At 51.0% G+C, this 17,734-nt stretch carries 14 protein-coding genes; 10 read left to right on the top strand and 4 right to left on the bottom strand.

The features are described 5' to 3' along the window. Window positions 1-55 precede the first annotated feature (55 nt). Complete coding sequence (locus H608_RS0114635; RefSeq protein ID WP_028788328.1) at window positions 56-1,420, bottom strand: flavin monoamine oxidase family protein; 1,365 nt, start codon at window positions 1,418-1,420, stop codon at window positions 56-58. Between the two features lie 44 nt (window positions 1,421-1,464). Beyond that, complete coding sequence (locus H608_RS0114630; protein ID WP_028788327.1) at window positions 1,465-2,184, bottom strand: head GIN domain-containing protein; 720 nt, start codon at window positions 2,182-2,184, stop codon at window positions 1,465-1,467. Between the two features lie 135 nt (window positions 2,185-2,319). On the opposite strand from H608_RS0114630, the gene guaA reads away from it, so the two are divergent. The 7 genes from guaA (at window position 2,320) to H608_RS0114595 (ending at window position 12,996) form a co-directional block, all read left to right on the top strand. Next, a complete protein-coding gene (guaA, locus tag H608_RS0114625; RefSeq protein ID WP_028788326.1) occupies window positions 2,320-3,858 on the top strand; it encodes a glutamine-hydrolyzing GMP synthase in 1,539 nt (512 codons plus the stop codon). Window positions 3,859-3,884: 26 nt separating this feature from the next. Then, a complete protein-coding gene (locus tag H608_RS0114620; RefSeq protein ID WP_028788325.1) occupies window positions 3,885-5,057 on the top strand; it encodes an ABC transporter substrate-binding protein in 1,173 nt (390 codons plus the stop codon). A 48-nt stretch (window positions 5,058-5,105) separates the two neighbouring features. Further along, on the top strand, window positions 5,106-6,128 hold the full coding sequence (locus tag H608_RS0114615) for a ligase-associated DNA damage response exonuclease (protein ID WP_028788324.1): 1,023 nt from the start codon (window positions 5,106-5,108) through the stop codon (window positions 6,126-6,128). Then, window positions 6,125-7,720: an ATP-dependent DNA ligase gene (locus tag H608_RS0114610; protein ID WP_028788323.1), complete on the top strand. Its 1,596-nt coding sequence runs from the start codon at window positions 6,125-6,127 to the stop codon at window positions 7,718-7,720. The genes H608_RS0114615 and H608_RS0114610 overlap by 4 nt, the downstream gene beginning before the upstream one ends. Continuing rightward, the gene (locus tag H608_RS0114605; protein ID WP_028788322.1) at window positions 7,717-10,209 is read left to right on the top strand and encodes a ligase-associated DNA damage response DEXH box helicase; all 2,493 of its coding nucleotides are present in this window, start codon (window positions 7,717-7,719) and stop codon (window positions 10,207-10,209) included. The genes H608_RS0114610 and H608_RS0114605 overlap by 4 nt, the downstream gene beginning before the upstream one ends. Before the next feature lie 62 nt (window positions 10,210-10,271). Continuing rightward, a complete protein-coding gene (pheT, locus tag H608_RS0114600) occupies window positions 10,272-12,698 on the top strand; it encodes a phenylalanine--tRNA ligase subunit beta (protein WP_028788321.1) in 2,427 nt (808 codons plus the stop codon). 10 nt (window positions 12,699-12,708) lie between these two features. Next, window positions 12,709-12,996, top strand: a complete 288-nt coding sequence (locus H608_RS0114595; RefSeq protein ID WP_028788320.1) for a hypothetical protein — start codon at window positions 12,709-12,711, stop codon at window positions 12,994-12,996. A 2-nt stretch (window positions 12,997-12,998) separates the two neighbouring features. On the opposite strand, the gene H608_RS0114590 is transcribed toward H608_RS0114595, so the two are convergent. Further along, complete coding sequence (locus tag H608_RS0114590; protein ID WP_028788319.1) at window positions 12,999-13,253, bottom strand: hypothetical protein; 255 nt, start codon at window positions 13,251-13,253, stop codon at window positions 12,999-13,001. Window positions 13,254-13,421: 168 nt separating this feature from the next. Between H608_RS0114590 and H608_RS0114580 the strand changes: the two genes are divergently transcribed. Then, window positions 13,422-13,715: a cell division protein ZapA gene (locus H608_RS0114580; protein WP_028788318.1), complete on the top strand. Its 294-nt coding sequence runs from the start codon at window positions 13,422-13,424 to the stop codon at window positions 13,713-13,715. A gap of 159 nt (window positions 13,716-13,874) precedes the next feature. Here H608_RS0114580 and H608_RS0114575 read toward each other — a convergent pair whose 3' ends face one another. Next, the gene (locus H608_RS0114575; RefSeq protein WP_028788317.1) at window positions 13,875-15,206 is read right to left on the bottom strand and encodes a DUF2339 domain-containing protein; all 1,332 of its coding nucleotides are present in this window, start codon (window positions 15,204-15,206) and stop codon (window positions 13,875-13,877) included. A gap of 117 nt (window positions 15,207-15,323) precedes the next feature. Here H608_RS0114575 and lnt point away from each other — a divergent pair, with 117 nt between their 5' ends. Both lnt and H608_RS0114565 read left to right on the top strand, forming a co-directional pair. Continuing rightward, a complete protein-coding gene (gene lnt / locus H608_RS0114570) occupies window positions 15,324-16,925 on the top strand; it encodes an apolipoprotein N-acyltransferase (RefSeq protein ID WP_051268355.1) in 1,602 nt (533 codons plus the stop codon). A gap of 10 nt (window positions 16,926-16,935) precedes the next feature. Next, entirely contained in the window at window positions 16,936-17,733 is a 798-nt protein-coding gene (locus H608_RS0114565; RefSeq protein ID WP_028788315.1) for an alpha/beta fold hydrolase, read from the top strand. Window position 17,734 lies beyond the last annotated feature (1 nt).

Raw genomic sequence — 17,734 nt, 5'->3', positions numbered from 1 at the left:
ATTGACGATTGACCATTCACCATTCACTATTCACCATTCACGATTCACCATTCACTCACCCAAGTATCGCGCTCGCCGCTTCTTCTCCCGTAACAATCGCTCCTTCCATAAACCCCTGCCAATCGGCCAGATGCTCGCCCGCAAAATGTGTATGCAGATGTGGTTTTTGTAATGCTTCTCTTACCTTAAACCACTGTCCTCTTCCATAAACGGCATACGCCCCTTTGGTAAACGGATCATTGCCCCAATAATAATTCACCTGCTTTTCCAGCAAGGGACGTACGGGACCGAAAAAAGGATCAAGGGTTTGTGCCACCATATCCGCACGCCATGCATCAGTCTGACCGGCGGCAACAGCGGCTTTGTCACCGATGGTATAGGAAAGCAAAGCGCCTTTCTTTTTGCCCTGTTCTTTTGTTGCGTAATAAAAATAATGCGGGCTTTGATCACTGATAAGATCGAAGCGATCGTCTTTCCAGAATTTTTCTTTGAAGAGCAAAGGATTTTTGTTGATGCGCGCATATTGCAGTTCCGCCAATGCGGTTTGCTGTACCGCAGGCAATTCCGGTAACCAGCGGATTTGCTGAACGGCAAATGTCGGTGCAGTACAGATGAGTTTATCTGCCGTGAATTCGCGCCCATTGTCGCAGGTTACTTTTACACCGCGTTCGTTTTGTTCAACGCTGAGTACACGGTGTTCGAGATTGATTTTGCCGCGGCCAATCTTATCGGCTAATTTTTCTGCCAGCCTGCCATTACCGCCGCGGATCTTGCAGTCCATTTCATTTTTCTCACTGCTCTCCGCATATTCGGCGAGTGCGGCAAAAGCCGAAACATGGCGGATGCTTTCCCCAAAATCTGTACTATCCAGTAACTCACGTATATCGAGATCGCGGCCATCGCAACCCTGGTTCACCAGGTAGCGCCACCAGTCGATACGGTCCAGCTCTTCCTGCTGCGGGCGCTCCAGGGTTTTATAGTTCTCAATAATTTCCCGGAATTTTTGTTCCCAGGCATCGCTGTAGTTCCATTGTCCGCTTGGCGTATGTTTTCCCTGGTAAATAAGATGGGTATCGAATTGGTTGTTGTGCAACAATAGCCCGAGTTCGTTGCAAAGTTCCTGCACACGGATATGCGAAAGCCCCACCCATTCGGCGCCAAGTTCCACTACCAGGTCTTCATCTTTATCAATCTGGTGCGAGAACACCCGGCCGCCGATGCGGTTGCGTCCTTCCAGTATTACGCAGTCAATATTCCGTTGATGGAGATAATAGGCTGCCGCAAGGCCGGAAAAGCCTGCGCCGATGATAATTACACGGGGTTTGACAGGGGTGATCAGCCTGCCCCAGGTAGACGAGGTCAGTAATAATCCTCCGGTAGCCAATGTGGCTTCCTTCAGGAATTGTCTGCGCGAACTCATATGATCAGGTTGGTTTAATGGCAATAGCCCGGCAAAGCTGTTGGTTAGTCAGCTTTGTCGATCGAACTGGCTCCGCTCGAATTGCTCGTGGCGGCCCCATTTCCTTTGTACCGGATACCCGAAGCGCCACTCGCATCGAGATCCAGTTTTACGCTGCCGAATACCGATGCTTTGGAAGCGCCGGATGCGTTCACTTTCACTTCTTCTGCCAGGAGATCGGGCGCTTTCACGCTGCTGGCTCCGGTCGATTCCACATCTGCTTTTTTTGTTTCGCCGGAAATGATCAGTTCAGATGCACCACTTGCCTCAAGGCTCACTTCAGGAGCGCGCAGGTTCACAATGGCTTTGGACGCGCCACTCGCTTCAATGCTTATCTTTTCTTCACAGAGCAAACGGCCGGTTACTTCCAGGCTCGACGCCCCCGACACATCAATGTCTTTTACTTTGGGCATACTTACATACACCACGATATCTTCCGTGGGACTGATACTGGTATTATCCTGCTGGCGGATATGCAGGGTGCCGCCACTTACTTCTATCTCTATCAGGCGCTGCAGGTTTTCATCCGCTTTTACTTTCACCTTGAAGGTATTTTCCTGCGTGAGTACCACGTTCACGGCATTGCTGACTTGCACATTGTGAAAATCACTGGCCTGGCGCTCCTGGGTGGTGACGTTGCCGTTCCCTTTTACACGTTCGTTGATCAGGTTGCAGGAGCAGGTAAGCAGTACGGAAAAAAGCAGGATGGGAATGATTTGTTTCATGCAGGAATGAGCTTTTGAAAAGTTAAGGTATTACTAATAGCCGATATGACGTAAAAAGGCATCGGCAGGTTACCGTTTAAATCATTAATAATTGTCTTTGCGGCGGCTCCGCTGTTTTCTTACCTTCGCGTCACTATGACGGAAAAAATCCTTATTCTCGATTTCGGCTCTCAATACACACAACTGATTGCCCGGGCCGTACGCGAAGCCAACGTTTATTGCGAGATCATCCCTTTCCATAAATCGTTTTCTTTTGAGCCGGGGCTCAAAGGGATTATTCTCTCCGGTTCGCCGTTTTCCGTCAATGACACCAACGCTCCGGATGTTGACGTACAATCGTTTATAGAAAAAGTACCCGTACTGGGTGTTTGTTATGGTGCCCAGCTCACCGCCCGCCGCTTTGGCGGGGTGGTAGCCAAAAGCAACAAACGCGAATATGGCCGCGCCATTCTCCAATCCAAACAACAGGATGTACTGCTCAACGGGATTTCCCCCGACAGCCAGGTGTGGATGAGCCACAGCGATTCCATTAAGGAACTGCCGGCAGGTTTTGAATTGCTGGCCGATACCGAAAGCATTCCCGTTGCCGCCTTCCGCAAGGCAGCGGATCAACCCGGATGCCCCTTGTACGGCGTACAGTTTCACCCCGAAGTATACCATTCCACCGAAGGAAAAAAACTCATCTATAACTTTTTAGTGGATATCTGCGGATGCGCACAGGACTGGACACCTGCGCATTTCATCACCGATACGGTTGAAGCGCTCAAAAAGCAGATCGGCGACCGCAAAGTGATCATGGCGCTCAGCGGCGGTGTAGATTCTACTGTTGCCGCCACCCTGATCAGCCGCGCCATCGGCGAAAATCTTTACGGCATTTTCGTTGACAACGGCGTGCTGCGCAAAAATGAATTTCAACAGGTGCTCGACACCTATGCTCAATTGGGCCTGAACGTAAAAGGTATCGATGCCAAAGACCGTTTCTATACAGAGCTGGCCGGCAAAACTGATCCGGAAGACAAACGCAAAGTGATCGGCCGCCTGTTCATCGACGTTTTCCAGGAAGAAGCCAAACATATCGACGGCATCGGCCTGCTGGGACAAGGCACCATTTACCCCGACGTGATCGAGAGCGTTTCGGTTCACGGACCCTCCGTGACCATCAAATCGCACCACAACGTGGGTGGCCTGCCGGAAAAAATGCACCTGGAACTGGTGGAGCCGCTGCGCAATCTTTTTAAAGACGAAGTACGCAAGGTTGGCCGCGAACTCGGCATTCCCGCCGACATGATCGACCGCCATCCTTTCCCGGGTCCGGGTCTCGCAATCCGCATATTGGGCGAGATCACCGAAGAAAAGGTACAATTATTGCAGGAAGCGGATCACCTCTACGTGAAAGGCCTGAAAGATAACAATCTGTATGCAACCGTATGGCAGGCAGGTGCTATCTTGTTACCGGTAAAAAGTGTGGGGGTCATGGGTGACGAACGCACTTATGAATATACCGTGGCATTACGGGCCGTGACAAGTGTGGATGGTATGACGGCTGACTGGGCACATCTGCCCTACGAATTCCTGGCCAATATCTCTAACGAGATTATCAACCAGGTAAGAGGTATTAACCGCGTAGTGTATGATATCAGCAGCAAGCCGCCGGCTACCATCGAGTGGGAGTAATCACCGGTGCCATTAAATCTGCATACATGAAAAAATTCCTAGCCGCCTTTTTCCTTCTTGCATTGGTGCAATTCAAAGCCGGTGCACAAAACGGCGTGTCGCACCGTATTGCGGTTTTCGTACCGCTGTACCTCGATTCCGCTTTCGATGGCATGGATGAATACCGCTATGCCGGTAATAACATGCCCAAATTCATCGGTCCCGGCCTCGAATTTTACGAAGGTGTACAACTCGCACTCGACTCGCTGGAAAAAGAACAGGCACACCTGGAAGTTTTCATCTACGATACACGTTCTACTAAGCAAACACTCGAACAGCAGCTTGACAAAGCCGCCCGCGACAAAGTAGAACTTATCCTCGCCCATTGCACCACCAGTGAAGTAAAAACTTTTGCCGATAAAGCACTGGAAGCAAATATTCCCGTTATCAATACCACCATGCCCAACGAAGGCGGTGCTTCGGGTAATCCTTTTTTCGTAGTGCTCAATCCCACACTGCGTACGCAATGCGAAGGCATTTATAGTTATGTAAAAAAATATTATACCGGTAAACGCATCGTGGTATTCCGCAAAAAAGGACGGTTGGAAGACGGCATTAAATCCTATTGGGAAGATGCCGCCAAATTGCAGGCAGGCAGCGCGCTGAAAGTAAAATATGTAGACCTGCCCGACAGTTTTACCATCAATCATCTGCGTCCGCACCTCGATACCACACAGCAAACGATTTGCCTGGCCGGCTCACTCGATATCAATTTCGGCAGCCGCCTGATCAAACAACTGGCATCGATCAATAAAAAATACCGTTCCGTAGTGATCGGCATGCCGACCTGGGAGTCATTGCGCGGCGACCTGAACAAAACCGAATACAAAGGCCTGGAAATCATTTACAGTACCCCTTTTTATAACGCAAGGCAGGACAAAGCCAGCCGCAGCATCATCCACTATTTCACCACCCGCATGTTTTCGCGGCCGAGTGATATGGTGTTCCGCGGATACGAGACCACCTGGAATTTTGGCCGCCTGCTGATCAAATACGGCAAAGACCTGGCCTCCAATCTGGGGAATAAACAGTACTCTTTGTTTACCGATTTTGACCTGCAACCGGTGCTCGACCGCAACTCGCTCACCCTCGACTACTTCGAAAACAAAAAGCTTTACTTCATTAAATACTTCGACGGAGCTATCAAATCCGTTAACTGATCCCTTTCCCCTTGTGCAGCTCCGGCATGTTATTTTCATAATAACCGTATGCCGCTGATTGAATTTACCGAAGCAGGATTGTACTGCCGTGCCGGAGGATTTTATATAGATCCCTGGAAACCCGTAGACCGGGCCGTCATTACGCACGCCCACAGCGACCATGCCCGCTATGGCAGCCGCTGGTACCTCTGCCATCACCTTACATTGCCTTTACTGCGTCTCCGCCTCGGCGATATTGTAGCCGAATCGATCGGATGGAACGAGCCGCTGAAAATCGGAGATGTGACTATCCGCCTCCATCCCGCCGGGCACATCATCGGTTCTTCGCAAATTCGGATCGAACACAAAGACGAAGTATGGGTGTTCAGCGGCGATTACAAAACGGAAGACGACGGCATTAGTGGTGCCTTTGAACCGGTAAAATGTCATACGTTCATTACCGAATCAACTTTTGGGCTGCCACTCTATCGCTGGCAGCCGCAGGCAGCACTTTATCAATCGATCGTCGACTGGACCGTCGCCACTGTTGCCGACGGACTCACGCCGGTGATCACCGGTTATAGTTTAGGCAAAGCCCAACGCATACTGGATTGTTTAAGCAAAACCGGCTTGCCGGTATTTGTGCATGGCGCCATCTGGAACATACAACAGGCATTGCTCAGCGCAGGTCTTCCGCAACCCGAAGTAAAACGCGTACAGCCCGATCTTCCTGCATCCACCTACAAAGGAGCCGTGATCGTGGCGCCACCGGGCGCAGATGGCAGTACCTGGATGCGAAGATTTTCTCCCTACCGCACCGCCAATTGCAGCGGATGGATGCAGGTCCGTGGCAATGTCCGGCGCCGCAATGCCGACGCAGGATTCGCACTCAGCGATCATGCCGACTGGCAGGGATTGTTAAGCGCCGTAAAAGCAACGGGGGCAGAGCAGGTATATGTGACACATGGTTTTCAATCTGCCTTCAGCCGCTACCTCACCGAATTGGGCATAGCAGCAGCAGAAGTAAAAACGGCCTACGGCACCGAAGAAGAGGAAGAAGCCGCTGCCACCTCGGAGGGTGATGCCGCATGAAAGCGTTTGCACAACTCATCACCGTATTGGGCACCAGCACCAAGACCAATGATAAACTGGATACATTGGTCCGCTATTTTGCCACTGCACCCGACCGCGATAAAGTCTGGGTAATCGCCCTCTTCAGCGGACGGCGCCCCAAACGGCTCGTAAATGCCGCCCTGTTAAAGAAGTGGTGCATGGAAGAAACCGAGCTACCCGAATGGTTATTCGAAGAAGCCTATCATACGGCAGGTGACCTGGCCGAAACAATCGCCCTGCTGTTACCACCGCCCGTAGTTGCTTTGGAAGAAATGCGCACGCTCGCTTCGCTAATGGACGAGATCATCGCGCAGGACCAGCAGCCGGAAGAAAACAAAAGAGCATTCGTAACGAAGCACTGGAAAGAAATGACACAGGGCGAACGTTTTGTGTTCAATAAATTACTAACCGGCAATTTCAGGATCGGTGTGTCGCAAAAAACAATCGTAAACGCGCTGGCAAAAGCCACAGGCGTTACAGCCAACCTCATCGCGCACCGCATCACCGGCAACTGGGACCCTGTGACCATTCCGTTTGAAGAGCTGATGAGCGAGACGGCTACAGCCGCCGATAATTCCAAACCTTATCCTTTTTGTCTTTCCTACGCCGTCGATGACGTGCATGCACTCGGCAACGCCAACGATTGGCAGGCCGAATGGAAATGGGACGGCATCCGCGGGCAGGTGATCCGCCGCGAAGGAGAATTGTTTGTATGGAGCCGCGGCGAAGAACTGGTGACGGAAAAATTCCCCGAATACACCAATCTGCTTCAGGCATTGCCCGATGGCATCGTGCTCGATGGCGAGATCATTCCGAGCGTGGAAGGAAAACCTTTACCCTTTGCTTTGTTACAAACACGCATCGGCCGCAAGAATGTAACGAAGAAACATTTGCAGGAAGTACCCGTTACGTTTTTCGCCTACGATATATTGGAATACGAAGGAAAAGACATCCGCGACTGGCCGCTGCTGCAACGCAGGGAACTATTGGAATCAATTACACAACAAGCGAATCATCCGCTGCTGTTGTTGTCACCGGTCGTCGGTTTTTCGTCCTGGGATGAACTAACCACACTCCGCGAAAGTTCACGCGACAACGGAGCAGAAGGTCTGATGTTGAAAAATAAAAATTCCATCTACCATGCCGGCCGCAAAACCGGCGACTGGTGGAAATGGAAAGTAGATCCGCTGACGATCGACGGTGTGTTGATCTACGCACAGAAAGGCCATGGGCGCCGGAGCAACCTGTATACCGACTATACATTTGCTGTCCGCGACGGCGATCAACTCGTAAGTTTTGCCAAAGCCTACTCCGGCCTCACCGATAAGGAATTTGCACAGGTGGATGCTTTTATCAAAAGAAATTCGATCGAGAAATTTGGTCCCGTGCGCACGGTAAAACCTGAACTGGTATTTGAAATTGCTTTTGAAGGCATTGCCGCCTCCAATCGTCACAAATCCGGCGTAGCTTTGCGTTTCCCCCGCATGCATCGCTGGAGAACAGATAAAAAGCCGGAAGAGATCAATACCCTCGACGATCTGAAAAAAATGCTGGAGGCTTATGGCAAATGAAGTTGCAGGAAACAAAAGGATATCGACTGATCAGTGAGTGGCTGGCTTCCGGTGATCGCCGCGCATTTGCTTTCCAGGAAGAAACCTGGCAACATATTCTCAAAGGAGAAAGCGGTCTGGTAAATGCGCCCACAGGTTTTGGCAAAACGTTTTCCGTTTTCCTCGGCGTGCTCATCCGCTACATTAATCAACATCCCGACGATTATCAGCAGAAAAAAAATAACGGTCTGCAGCTCTTGTGGTTGACACCGCTTCGTGCATTGGCCAAAGATATCGGGCGCGCCATGGAAGAAGTAATTGCGGCGCTGGATATGAATTGGCAGGTGGGCATACGCAATGGCGACACATCGCAGGCGGAGCGCGCCCGGCAGAAAAGACATTTACCCGAAATCCTGATCACCACACCGGAGAGCCTGCACCTGATGATCGCGCAGAAAGGTTATCCCACCGTGTTTCAATCCCTGTCGGTGATCGCCGTGGATGAATGGCACGAACTGATGGGCAGCAAACGCGGCGTGCAGGTGGAACTCGCCGTATGCCGGTTGATCGGTTTGAGAAAACAACAGTCGCTGCCGCCTCCTTCGGTATGGGGCATTTCAGCTACCATCGGCAACCTGGAAGAAGCCAAAGATGTGTTGCTGAGTCCGCTGGGCGAAGAAGGTTTTATTGTAAGAGCCCGGCTCAAAAAAAATATCGAGATCGCTTCGATCTTCCCGGACGAAATTGAAAAGTATCCGTGGGCCGGCCATCTTGGTCTCAAGCTGGCACACAAGATCATTCCCATACTCGAGGAAAGCCGCTCCACACTCATTTTTATCAATACCCGTGGCATGAGTGAGCGATGGTACCAGGCTTTGCTTGATATTCATCCCGACCTGGCAGGTTCTATTGCGCTGCATCACGGTTCCATTGACATGGAACTCCGTACCTGGATCGAAGAGAACCTGCATTTAGGCAGGTTGAAAGCAGTGGTGTGTACGGCCAGCCTCGACCTTGGTGTGGATTTCCGCCCGGTCGATACAGTGATACAGGTAGGTTCACCCAAAGGTGTGGCGCGTTTCCTGCAACGTGCCGGCCGCAGTGGACATAGTCCTGACGCTGTCAGCCGCATTTATTTTTTACCCACTCATTCACTCGAACTCGCAGAAGCCGCCGCGCTTAAGCAGGCTATCCGCGAAAACATCATCGAGAGCCGCCCCCCGTTTTTATTGTGCTATGATGTATTGATCCAATACCTGCATACACTCGCGATATCGGAAGGGTTCAAACCGGAAGAAGTTTACCAGGAAGTGCTTACGACCTATTGCTACCGCGATTTACCACGCAATGAATGGGAACAGTTGTTACATTTCGTAACATCCGGTGGAGACGCCTTGCAGCAATACGACGATTATAAAAAAATAACCATTGAAGACGGTGTTTATAAATTGCTCAACCGCCGCATGGCGATGCGGCATCGCCTGCATATCGGTACGATCGTAAGCGAGGCGATGATGAAAGTGAAATTTGTAAGCGGCGGTTTTATTGGCATGATCGAAGAGTATTTTATTTCACGGCTGTCGCCGGGTGATGTGTTTACGCTTTCCGGCCGCAACCTGGAGTTTGTGATGACGAAAGACATGACGGCTATGGTGCGGAAAAGCAATTCAAAGAAGTCGATCGTGCCCAGTTGGAACGGCGGACGCATGCCTTTGTCTGCCAATCTCGGCCGCAAACTCCGCGAAACATTCGACAGAAAATCGCACACACGCCGGCAGAAAACAAAAGCCGAACCCGAACTCGAAATACTCGAACCCCTGTTTGAGCGGCAGGAAGAATTATCGCACGTGCCTTCGCAAAATGAATTGCTGATCGAGCACATCGAAACGCGCGACGGCTTTCACTTGTTTGTTTATCCGTTCGAAGGCCGGCTGGTGCACGAAGCCATGGCGGCGATACTGGCTTATCGCATCAGCCGCATAGCCCCCATTACTTTTTCACTGGCAATGAATGACTATGGTTTCGAATTGCTCAGCGACCAACCGATTCCGCTGGACGATACGAATGTGTATGAACTTTTTTCCCCCGACAACCTGCTGGCCGATATTCAGCGCAGTGTGAACAGCACGGAAATGGCCCGCCGCAAGTTCCGCGACATAGCAGTAATCGGCGGCCTGGTGTTCCAGGGATTGCCGGGTGAAAAAAAGAAAGCCCGGCACCTGCAGGCATCCGCCTCTCTCCTCTTCAATGTATTCAGCGAATACGATTCGCAAAATGTGTTGCTGCGGCAGGCCTACCAGGAAGTATTTGCGCAGCAAATGGAAGAATGGCGGCTCCGCGACATGCTCGAACGGATACAGCAGGCCCGGATCGTGATCACCTTCCCGGAACGGCTGACCCCCTTCTGTTTTCCCATCAAAGTGGACAGCATGCGGGAGGACCTTTCCTCCGAAAAACTGGAAGACCGCGTCCGCCGGATGCAGGAACAGCTCAACGCCGGAAATGACTGATCCCAAGGGCTTTTACGCCCAGTTCCATTATCTTTGCTGCATTCTGAAATCAATCCCCATTCATGACGATCTCATATAAATGGCTTAGTGAATATTTGCCTGTAACCGTTGAACCTGAACGCCTGAGCCGCATTCTGACCGCTATAGGACTCGAGGTGGAAAACATGAAGAACTACGAGGAAGTAACCGGCGGTCTCAAAGGACTCGTGATCGGCGAAGTAGTAAGCACGGAAAAACATCCCAACGCTGACAAACTTACCCTGACCAAAGTAAATACCGGCGGTGCCGAATTGCTCTCTATTGTTTGCGGTGCGCCCAATGTGGCTGCCGGACAAAAAGTAGTGGTGGCTCCTGTTGGCACCACCATCCATCCTTCAACCGGCGAGCCGCTGACCATGAAGCTGGCCAAGATCCGCGGAGAGGAAAGCCAGGGTATGATCTGCGCAGAGGATGAGATCGGACTGGGCACCTCGCACGCAGGCATCCTCGTATTGCCCGCCGATGTGAAACCCGGCACACCTGCCGCCGAATACTTTAAGCCATATTCGGATACGTTGTATGAAATAGGCCTTACACCCAATCGCATGGATGCCATGAGCCATTGGGGTGTAGCCCGCGACGTATGCGCGTATCTTACGCATCATGATAAAAAAGAACTGCGCCCCAAACTGCCGAATGCCAATGGTTTTAAAGCCGACACACATTCACTGCGCATTGACGTGCAGGTGGAAAATACACAGGCTTGTCCCCGCTATAGCGGTGTAAGCATTACCGGCGTAAAGATCGCCGAGTCTCCGTTGTGGCTGCAGCAAAAACTAAAAGCGATCGGTGTCCGTCCTATCAACAATGTGGTGGACATCACCAACTATATCCAGCATGAAACGGGGCAACCGCTGCATGCCTTTGATGCTGATAAGATCCGCGGTCACAAAGTGATCGTGAAAAATCTGCCGGCGGGAACAACCTTCGTAACGCTCGACGAAAAAGAACGCAAGCTCGATGCAGATGACCTGATGATCTGCGATGAAGAAGGCGGCATGTGTATCGCCGGTGTATTCGGTGGCCTCAATAGCGGCGTTACCGATAGCACTACCAGCCTCTTTCTCGAAAGCGCGTTCTTCGAAGGGATCGGTATCCGCAAAACTTCTTTCCGTCACGGGCTGCGCACCGACGCGGCCACACGTTTTGAAAAAGGAACCGATATTTCTGCCACGGTAAATGTGCTGAAACGTGCCGCCCTGCTGATCCGCGAAATCTGCGGTGGCGAAATCGCGTCTGACATCACAGACATTTATCCGGAGCCGCGCGAGAAAAAAGAAGTGGCACTCAAATATCACTACCTGAAAAAACTGAGTGGTAAAAATTATCACCCCGATTCCGTTAAAGATATCCTGGGCAGCCTCGGTTTTGATATACTGAAGGAAGGCATCGATGAAATGCGACTGGCCGTTCCGCATCATAAACCGGACATCTCCCTGCCTGCCGACCTGGTGGAAGAAATCCTGCGCATCGATGGTCTCGACAACGTGGCCATTCCCGACAGCATTACCATTACGCCATCGGTAGAAGAAAATTATCTCATCGACACCTACCGTGAAAAAACGGCGAACTATCTCGCCGGTGCAGGTTTCTTTGAAATCATGACCAACTCCATCACCAACGCTGCCTATTTCTCCGAAGAAGAATTGCAGACGGCTGTGAAGATGCTGAACAGTTTGAGCGCTGAACTGAACATTATGCGTCCTTCGATGCTGGAAACAGGGCTGGAAGTAGTGGCACATAATCTCAACCGCCGCAACAACGAGCTGCGTTTGTTTGAATTTGGTAAAACCTACAGCACGGAAGGCAGTGGCAAATACGAAGAGCCCGAGCATCTGTGTGTTTATCTTACAGGGAAAAATGGGGAAGACAGCTGGAGAAACAAACCCGGCGCTACCGATTTCTTTGTATTGAAAGGCATCGTTAAACGCGTATTGCAGCAGCTCGGCCTTGAAAGCGAAGAATACCAGCCGCTGCAACATCCGAAATTCAGCAATGGCCTGCAGGTGCTGGTGCAACGCAAACCCGTGGCACAGTTAGGCACAGTAAGCAAAGCAACGCTCGACCGGTTCGATGTACGTCAGCCCGTATACTTTGCCGATTTCAACTGGACCTTGCTGGCATCAATGGCGGCGGGCACGAAGCAGGCATTCCGCGAAATACCGCGCTTCCCGGCCGTACAACGCGACCTGGCAATGATCGTATCAAGCCAGTTGGCATATGAAGAAGTGGAAAAAACAATCCGCAAAATTAAATTGTCCAAACTACAGGACCTGCAACTGTTCGACATCTTTGAAAGCGATAAAATCGGTGCCGGTAAAAAATCGATTGCACTGAGCTTTACGTTCCAGGATGAAGAAAAAACGCTCACCGACAAAGAAATTGACAACTGGATGAGCAAGATCATGACTACTTTGGAAAAAGATTTGCAGGCAGAATTGCGGAAATAACCGTGTATACATGCTTACCGCAGAAGAACATATCAAACAGATACAGGACAAGGTTCAGCTATTGCTGAAGCAGCAGGTGGCGTTGGCCAAAGAAAACCGGCAGTTGCGTGAGCAATTGCAGGAAAAACAACAGCAGGCTGAAGAAGCGATCCAACAGGCAGAAGCCCTGCGTCAGCAGGTGGAAATAGGGAAATATACCAATGGTACGATGGATGAAAAAGAAAGGAAGGAATTTGAGAAAAAGATCAGCCGTTATGTGAAGGAGATCGACCAGTGCATCGCCCTGTTACGGCAGTGATGTCAGACGCGTTTAACAAGATCCATGGTCAGTTCTTCCTCTCCCTGCGACAGCTCGAGTGTATAACGGCCATAAGGCAGATCATTCAGACCTGACCATACCAATTGTTCTTTGTCGGCGGTGAGTTTTTTCTCCATTACACTGCAGATACTACCTTTATCATCGCGCAGTATTGCCTTGAGGAAATGGCCGCGGGCGGCACTGAATTCCAACTGCAGGGCATCAATAAAAGTTGATGATCTGATTTTGGCGAACATGGGGCTACTAAGTTTTGGTTGAGCGCTTACAGGGTTTCGGATGTATGTTGATCACCGGAGATAAACTTTGCAAAAAAGCTGTTTTTATAACCGGTGCCGGTTCTGTTGTTCGTATATTGCTGAGCCACAGCGTAACAAAATATTGATCTTTTTTGAAACTTGCAAGCTATGGACAATTTAATTGCTGCTACCGTTACCATCGGCGACCGGAGTTACCGCCTGAAACTGGATCCTGCGGACGAGGAGATCGTACGCAGTACGGTGAAGGTGATCAACGATAAGGTGGTGGAATACAAGACGGAGTTTGCCGGCAAAGACATGCAGGATTATATTGCCATGGTACTCTTATGGCTTGCTACTGAACGCCGTACATCTGCCGCCGACCATGCCCGCCTCGACTCTCTTAATTCAAGATTGGACGCGTTGGAACGATTGCTGGATCAGGCGCTGGAAACAACATGAGGGAGTGAATCGTGAATCGTCAATGGTCAATGGTGAATGGTGAATGGAACTCGACTCAGCCAACCACCGCTGTTTATCAAATCTTACCCCTTATACCTTACACCTTACACCTTACCCCTTACGCCTTATACCTTAAGCCTTAAACCTTACGCCTTGCCCTCACTTCGTTCCTCCAAAAAACCGGCTTCCATACTTCTGATACAAAAACGACAGCACCAGCAGGAAACTGCCGATCAGCAGGTAGCAGATCACTTTCTCTGCCGCATTGAAATGAAGACTATCGAGCGCTACCAACTTCAGTAATGTAGCGGCCATCAGCAACAAGGCAGCCCTCCGCGGCCAGGCCAGTTGAAGGAAAAATCCAGCCGTGAAAAGCGCCGCCGCAATCGCCACCCAGGTGAGTGTTACCGTCATACCACTCCATTGCAGCCACACAAATATCACTGCCAGTACGATCGCCTGCATATACAACACATAAGATAGTATCAATTCGCTGGTAAGCGTACGCGCCAATATGGCCTGTACGGTCAGTAACAACGCCATTGCTCCAACAATTCCTGCCGCGCCTCCTTCGGTTGTATCAACCAGTAAAGCCAGCAATAATGCGGCATTGTTGATGAGCAGCACGGCCTGCAAATGCCAGGAAACTATTTTCTCCCCGCTAATTTTTTCCGCCAGTCCTGCCAGCAGGAATAACAGGTAAAAGCCAGCCAGAAAAAAGAATTGTCCTTGTTGAAAGAAAGAGAAATCAGTAAAGAGGGTTGCCAGCAACACCATTATCCAGCTACAACAAAGCGCGAGCATCGTCATCACACGCCAGCGCCGCCGGAATGCGAGGTATAAAACACCAGCGTTGATCACCAGCATGTAAGTAAACAACAACGCTAGGCGTTCGTTGTGTGTACTGATAAAAAACGGAATGCCATAAGCGCCGATCATTCCTAATAGGGCGATCTGTTGTTTTTCATAACGGATGGCCTGGTAAGTTGTAAACGCCGTGATGAGGATCATCACCGCAAAAGCAACCGGCGCCGCTAATAACTGGTAATAACCAAATGCCGCATAGGTAGTAAAATAAGCTGAAGCCATGGCACCGCTGAATAAGATAGCGCTAAGCGTGGTATAACCGTCACGCAACCGGTGCGAAAGAAAAAACAAAATAACGCCGGCCAGATAAGCCAGCCCTATTCGTGCCGTTTCGGAGATCAGCTCCTTGTCGATGGCATATTTAACGCCAATCGCCAGGCCCGCCACCAGCACAACAATTCCGGCCACCTGGATCAATTTCAGCCCGACAAAATTTTCTAACCCTTCGCGTGCCGGCGCTGCAGCCACTGGCTGCGGAACAGGTTTTGGAGGAGTGGCCCCATCGCCCTGTTGCATGAGGGAATCGAGCGTTGCGCGCAGGTCCTGTAGTTGCCGCTGCTGCTGCCCGATCTGGCCTTCAAGCCGGTCTATTTCGCTGCGCAGATTGTCCAGTTGCTGGTTCATAACAGTATGCTTTCATTTGCACAAAAAACAGTCCATGATCCATCACTGCTTACAAGGCAAGTGCCCGGATGTGGTGGAAAAATAAGTAAATCAGTTATTTTTACACAAACATAGTACGTGAACGAACGGACCACCCCGGGATTCGCTTCCCGTTTTCTTTACCTTGGCATTGCCCTGATCAGTCCGCTGCTGCTCTGGGCCGCCTGGCCGGTTTCCTCCCTGAATTTCCTGGTCTTTATTGCCTGGTGTCCGTTATTATGGGTTGAAGACCGCATCGGCAACTGGAAAAAATGGCTGGCTATTTCTTACCTGAGCATGCTTGCCTGGAACCTGCTTGTGACCTGGTGGGTGGCCAAAGCCTCGCTCGAAGGTTCATTGGGCGCTTTTTTTGCCAACAGCCTGATCATGTGCATTCCGCTGCTGTTGTTTTTCTGGACCAAAAGAACAGCCGGCCGCATGTGGGGCTATATCTCTTTCATTGCATACTGGCTCACCTACGAATACATCCATTTCAATTGGGACCTGAGCTGGCCCTGGCTGGCCCTCGGCAATGCCTTTGCCGATAAACCCGGATGGATACAATGGTATGAATACACCGGCATTGCAGGCGGTGGCTTGTGGATACTGCTCAGCAACGTACTCGCCTATCAGCTTTTTTATACCTATCGCCAGAGTGGACGCTCGCGTGCTTATTTTATTGTATTGGCCGTTTGGCTGGGGGCGCTTTTTGTACCGTTGCTGTTGTCGCGCACGGTATCGATTCCCTCACTTCCTGCGGCTTCTCACAATATTGTGGTAGTACAACCCAACATCGATCCGTGGGATGAAAAATTTGAAGCCGGCAAGGAAGCGGCTCAATTGGAAAAACTGATCCGTTTGTCTGAATCGCAGATCGACGCCAATACACGACTGGTGGTATGGCCTGAAACGGCCGTTCCGGTTGGGATAAACGAAGACCGTTTGCGGGAAAACTTTTTCCTCGCGCCGATATGGGGCTTCCTGCAACGTCATCCGCAGATCAACCTGCTCACGGGCATCGAAGGATACCGCGAGTTCAGCTCGAAGCAGAGCCGCCTCTCCCGCCGGAAGCCGGATGGCAGTGGTTATTATGAAGCCTACAACAGTGCAGCGTTACTCGATACTTCGCGGTCACAGTTCTATCACAAGTCGCGCCTGGTACCCGGAGCCGAGGTATTGCCGGCATTTCTGCAATTCATGGCACCGGCTTTTGAAAAATTTGGCGGCACGGATGGTGGTTACGCGCGCGACACGGCCGCAGTGGTATTGAATACTGACGACCATGAATACCGCATAGCACCTGCTATATGTTATGAAAGCGTGTATGGTGAATACCTGACGGAATTCATCCGCAAAGGAGCGAATATCATCTGCGTGATCACGAATGACGGTTGGTGGGGTAATACGCCCGGCTACCGGCAGCACATGAACTACGCAAGATTGAGGGCAATAGAAACCCGTCGCTGGGTAGTGCGCAGCGCCAACACCGGCATCAGCTGCTTCATCGATCCTGCCGGCCAGGTGTACGCAGCGCTGCCGTGGGACCAGGAGGGCGCGATCAAACTGGATATTCCGGTATCGGACCGCCAGACTTTTTTTGTACGGCATGGCGACTGGCTATCGAAGGGCATGTTGTTTGCCACGGTGCTGTTGATCATTCTCACGGTGGTCAGTTTTGCCCGCCGGCGTAAAAAAGCATAATACCACAAGCATGGCATTGAAACAGTTCAGCTACGAAGGAAGCCCCGTTTATTACCGGGTGGAAGGAAAAGGCAACACCGCATTCCTTGTACACGGGTTCGGGGAAAAAGGCACGGTCTGGGAAGAGCAGATCGCTGCATTGAAAGATGAATTCCGCCTCATCATTCCCGATTTGCCGGGCACCGGTAATTCGGGGAAAGTAGACGACATGAGCATGGAGGGACTGGCTGCCGTATTGCGCGCGCTCGCCGAAGAAGAAGCGCCGGGCGATAAAATTGTGTTGATCGGCCACAGCATGGGCGGCTATATAACCCTGGCCTTTGCTGAAGCTTATCCGGAAATACTGCGCGGTTTCGGACTTTTTCATTCGTCCGCATTGCCCGATAGTGAGGAAAAAAAAGCGACCCGCCGCAAAGCCATCGGTTTCATACGCGAGCATGGCGCGGCCGCATTTTTCCGCCAATCGACGCCTAATCTCTTTGCACCGGCTACAAGGGAACAGAAACCCGGTTTAATCGACGAATTTATCGACGAACTGGGCAACTTTTCTCCGGAAATACTCGTTTCTTATTATGAGGCCATGATGGAGCGCCCCGACAGGATGGATGTACTAAAAAACGCAGCTTGTCCGGTGCTTTTTATACTGGGCCAACATGATACGGCGGTGCCCTTTGAGGACGGCCTGAAACAGGTAAACCTCCCGGAAAAATCGTATATTCACGTGTTACGGCAATCCGGACATATGGGTATGCTCGAGGAGCCTGAAAAAAGCAACCATATTTTAAAAGACTTCCTGCGTGCGACCTGAA

It is taken from the genome of Terrimonas ferruginea DSM 30193 (assembly GCF_000425585.1).
In the GTDB taxonomy this organism is placed as follows: domain Bacteria; phylum Bacteroidota; class Bacteroidia; order Chitinophagales; family Chitinophagaceae; genus Terrimonas; species Terrimonas ferruginea.
This window is presented reverse-complemented; position numbering and strand designations above follow the sequence as displayed.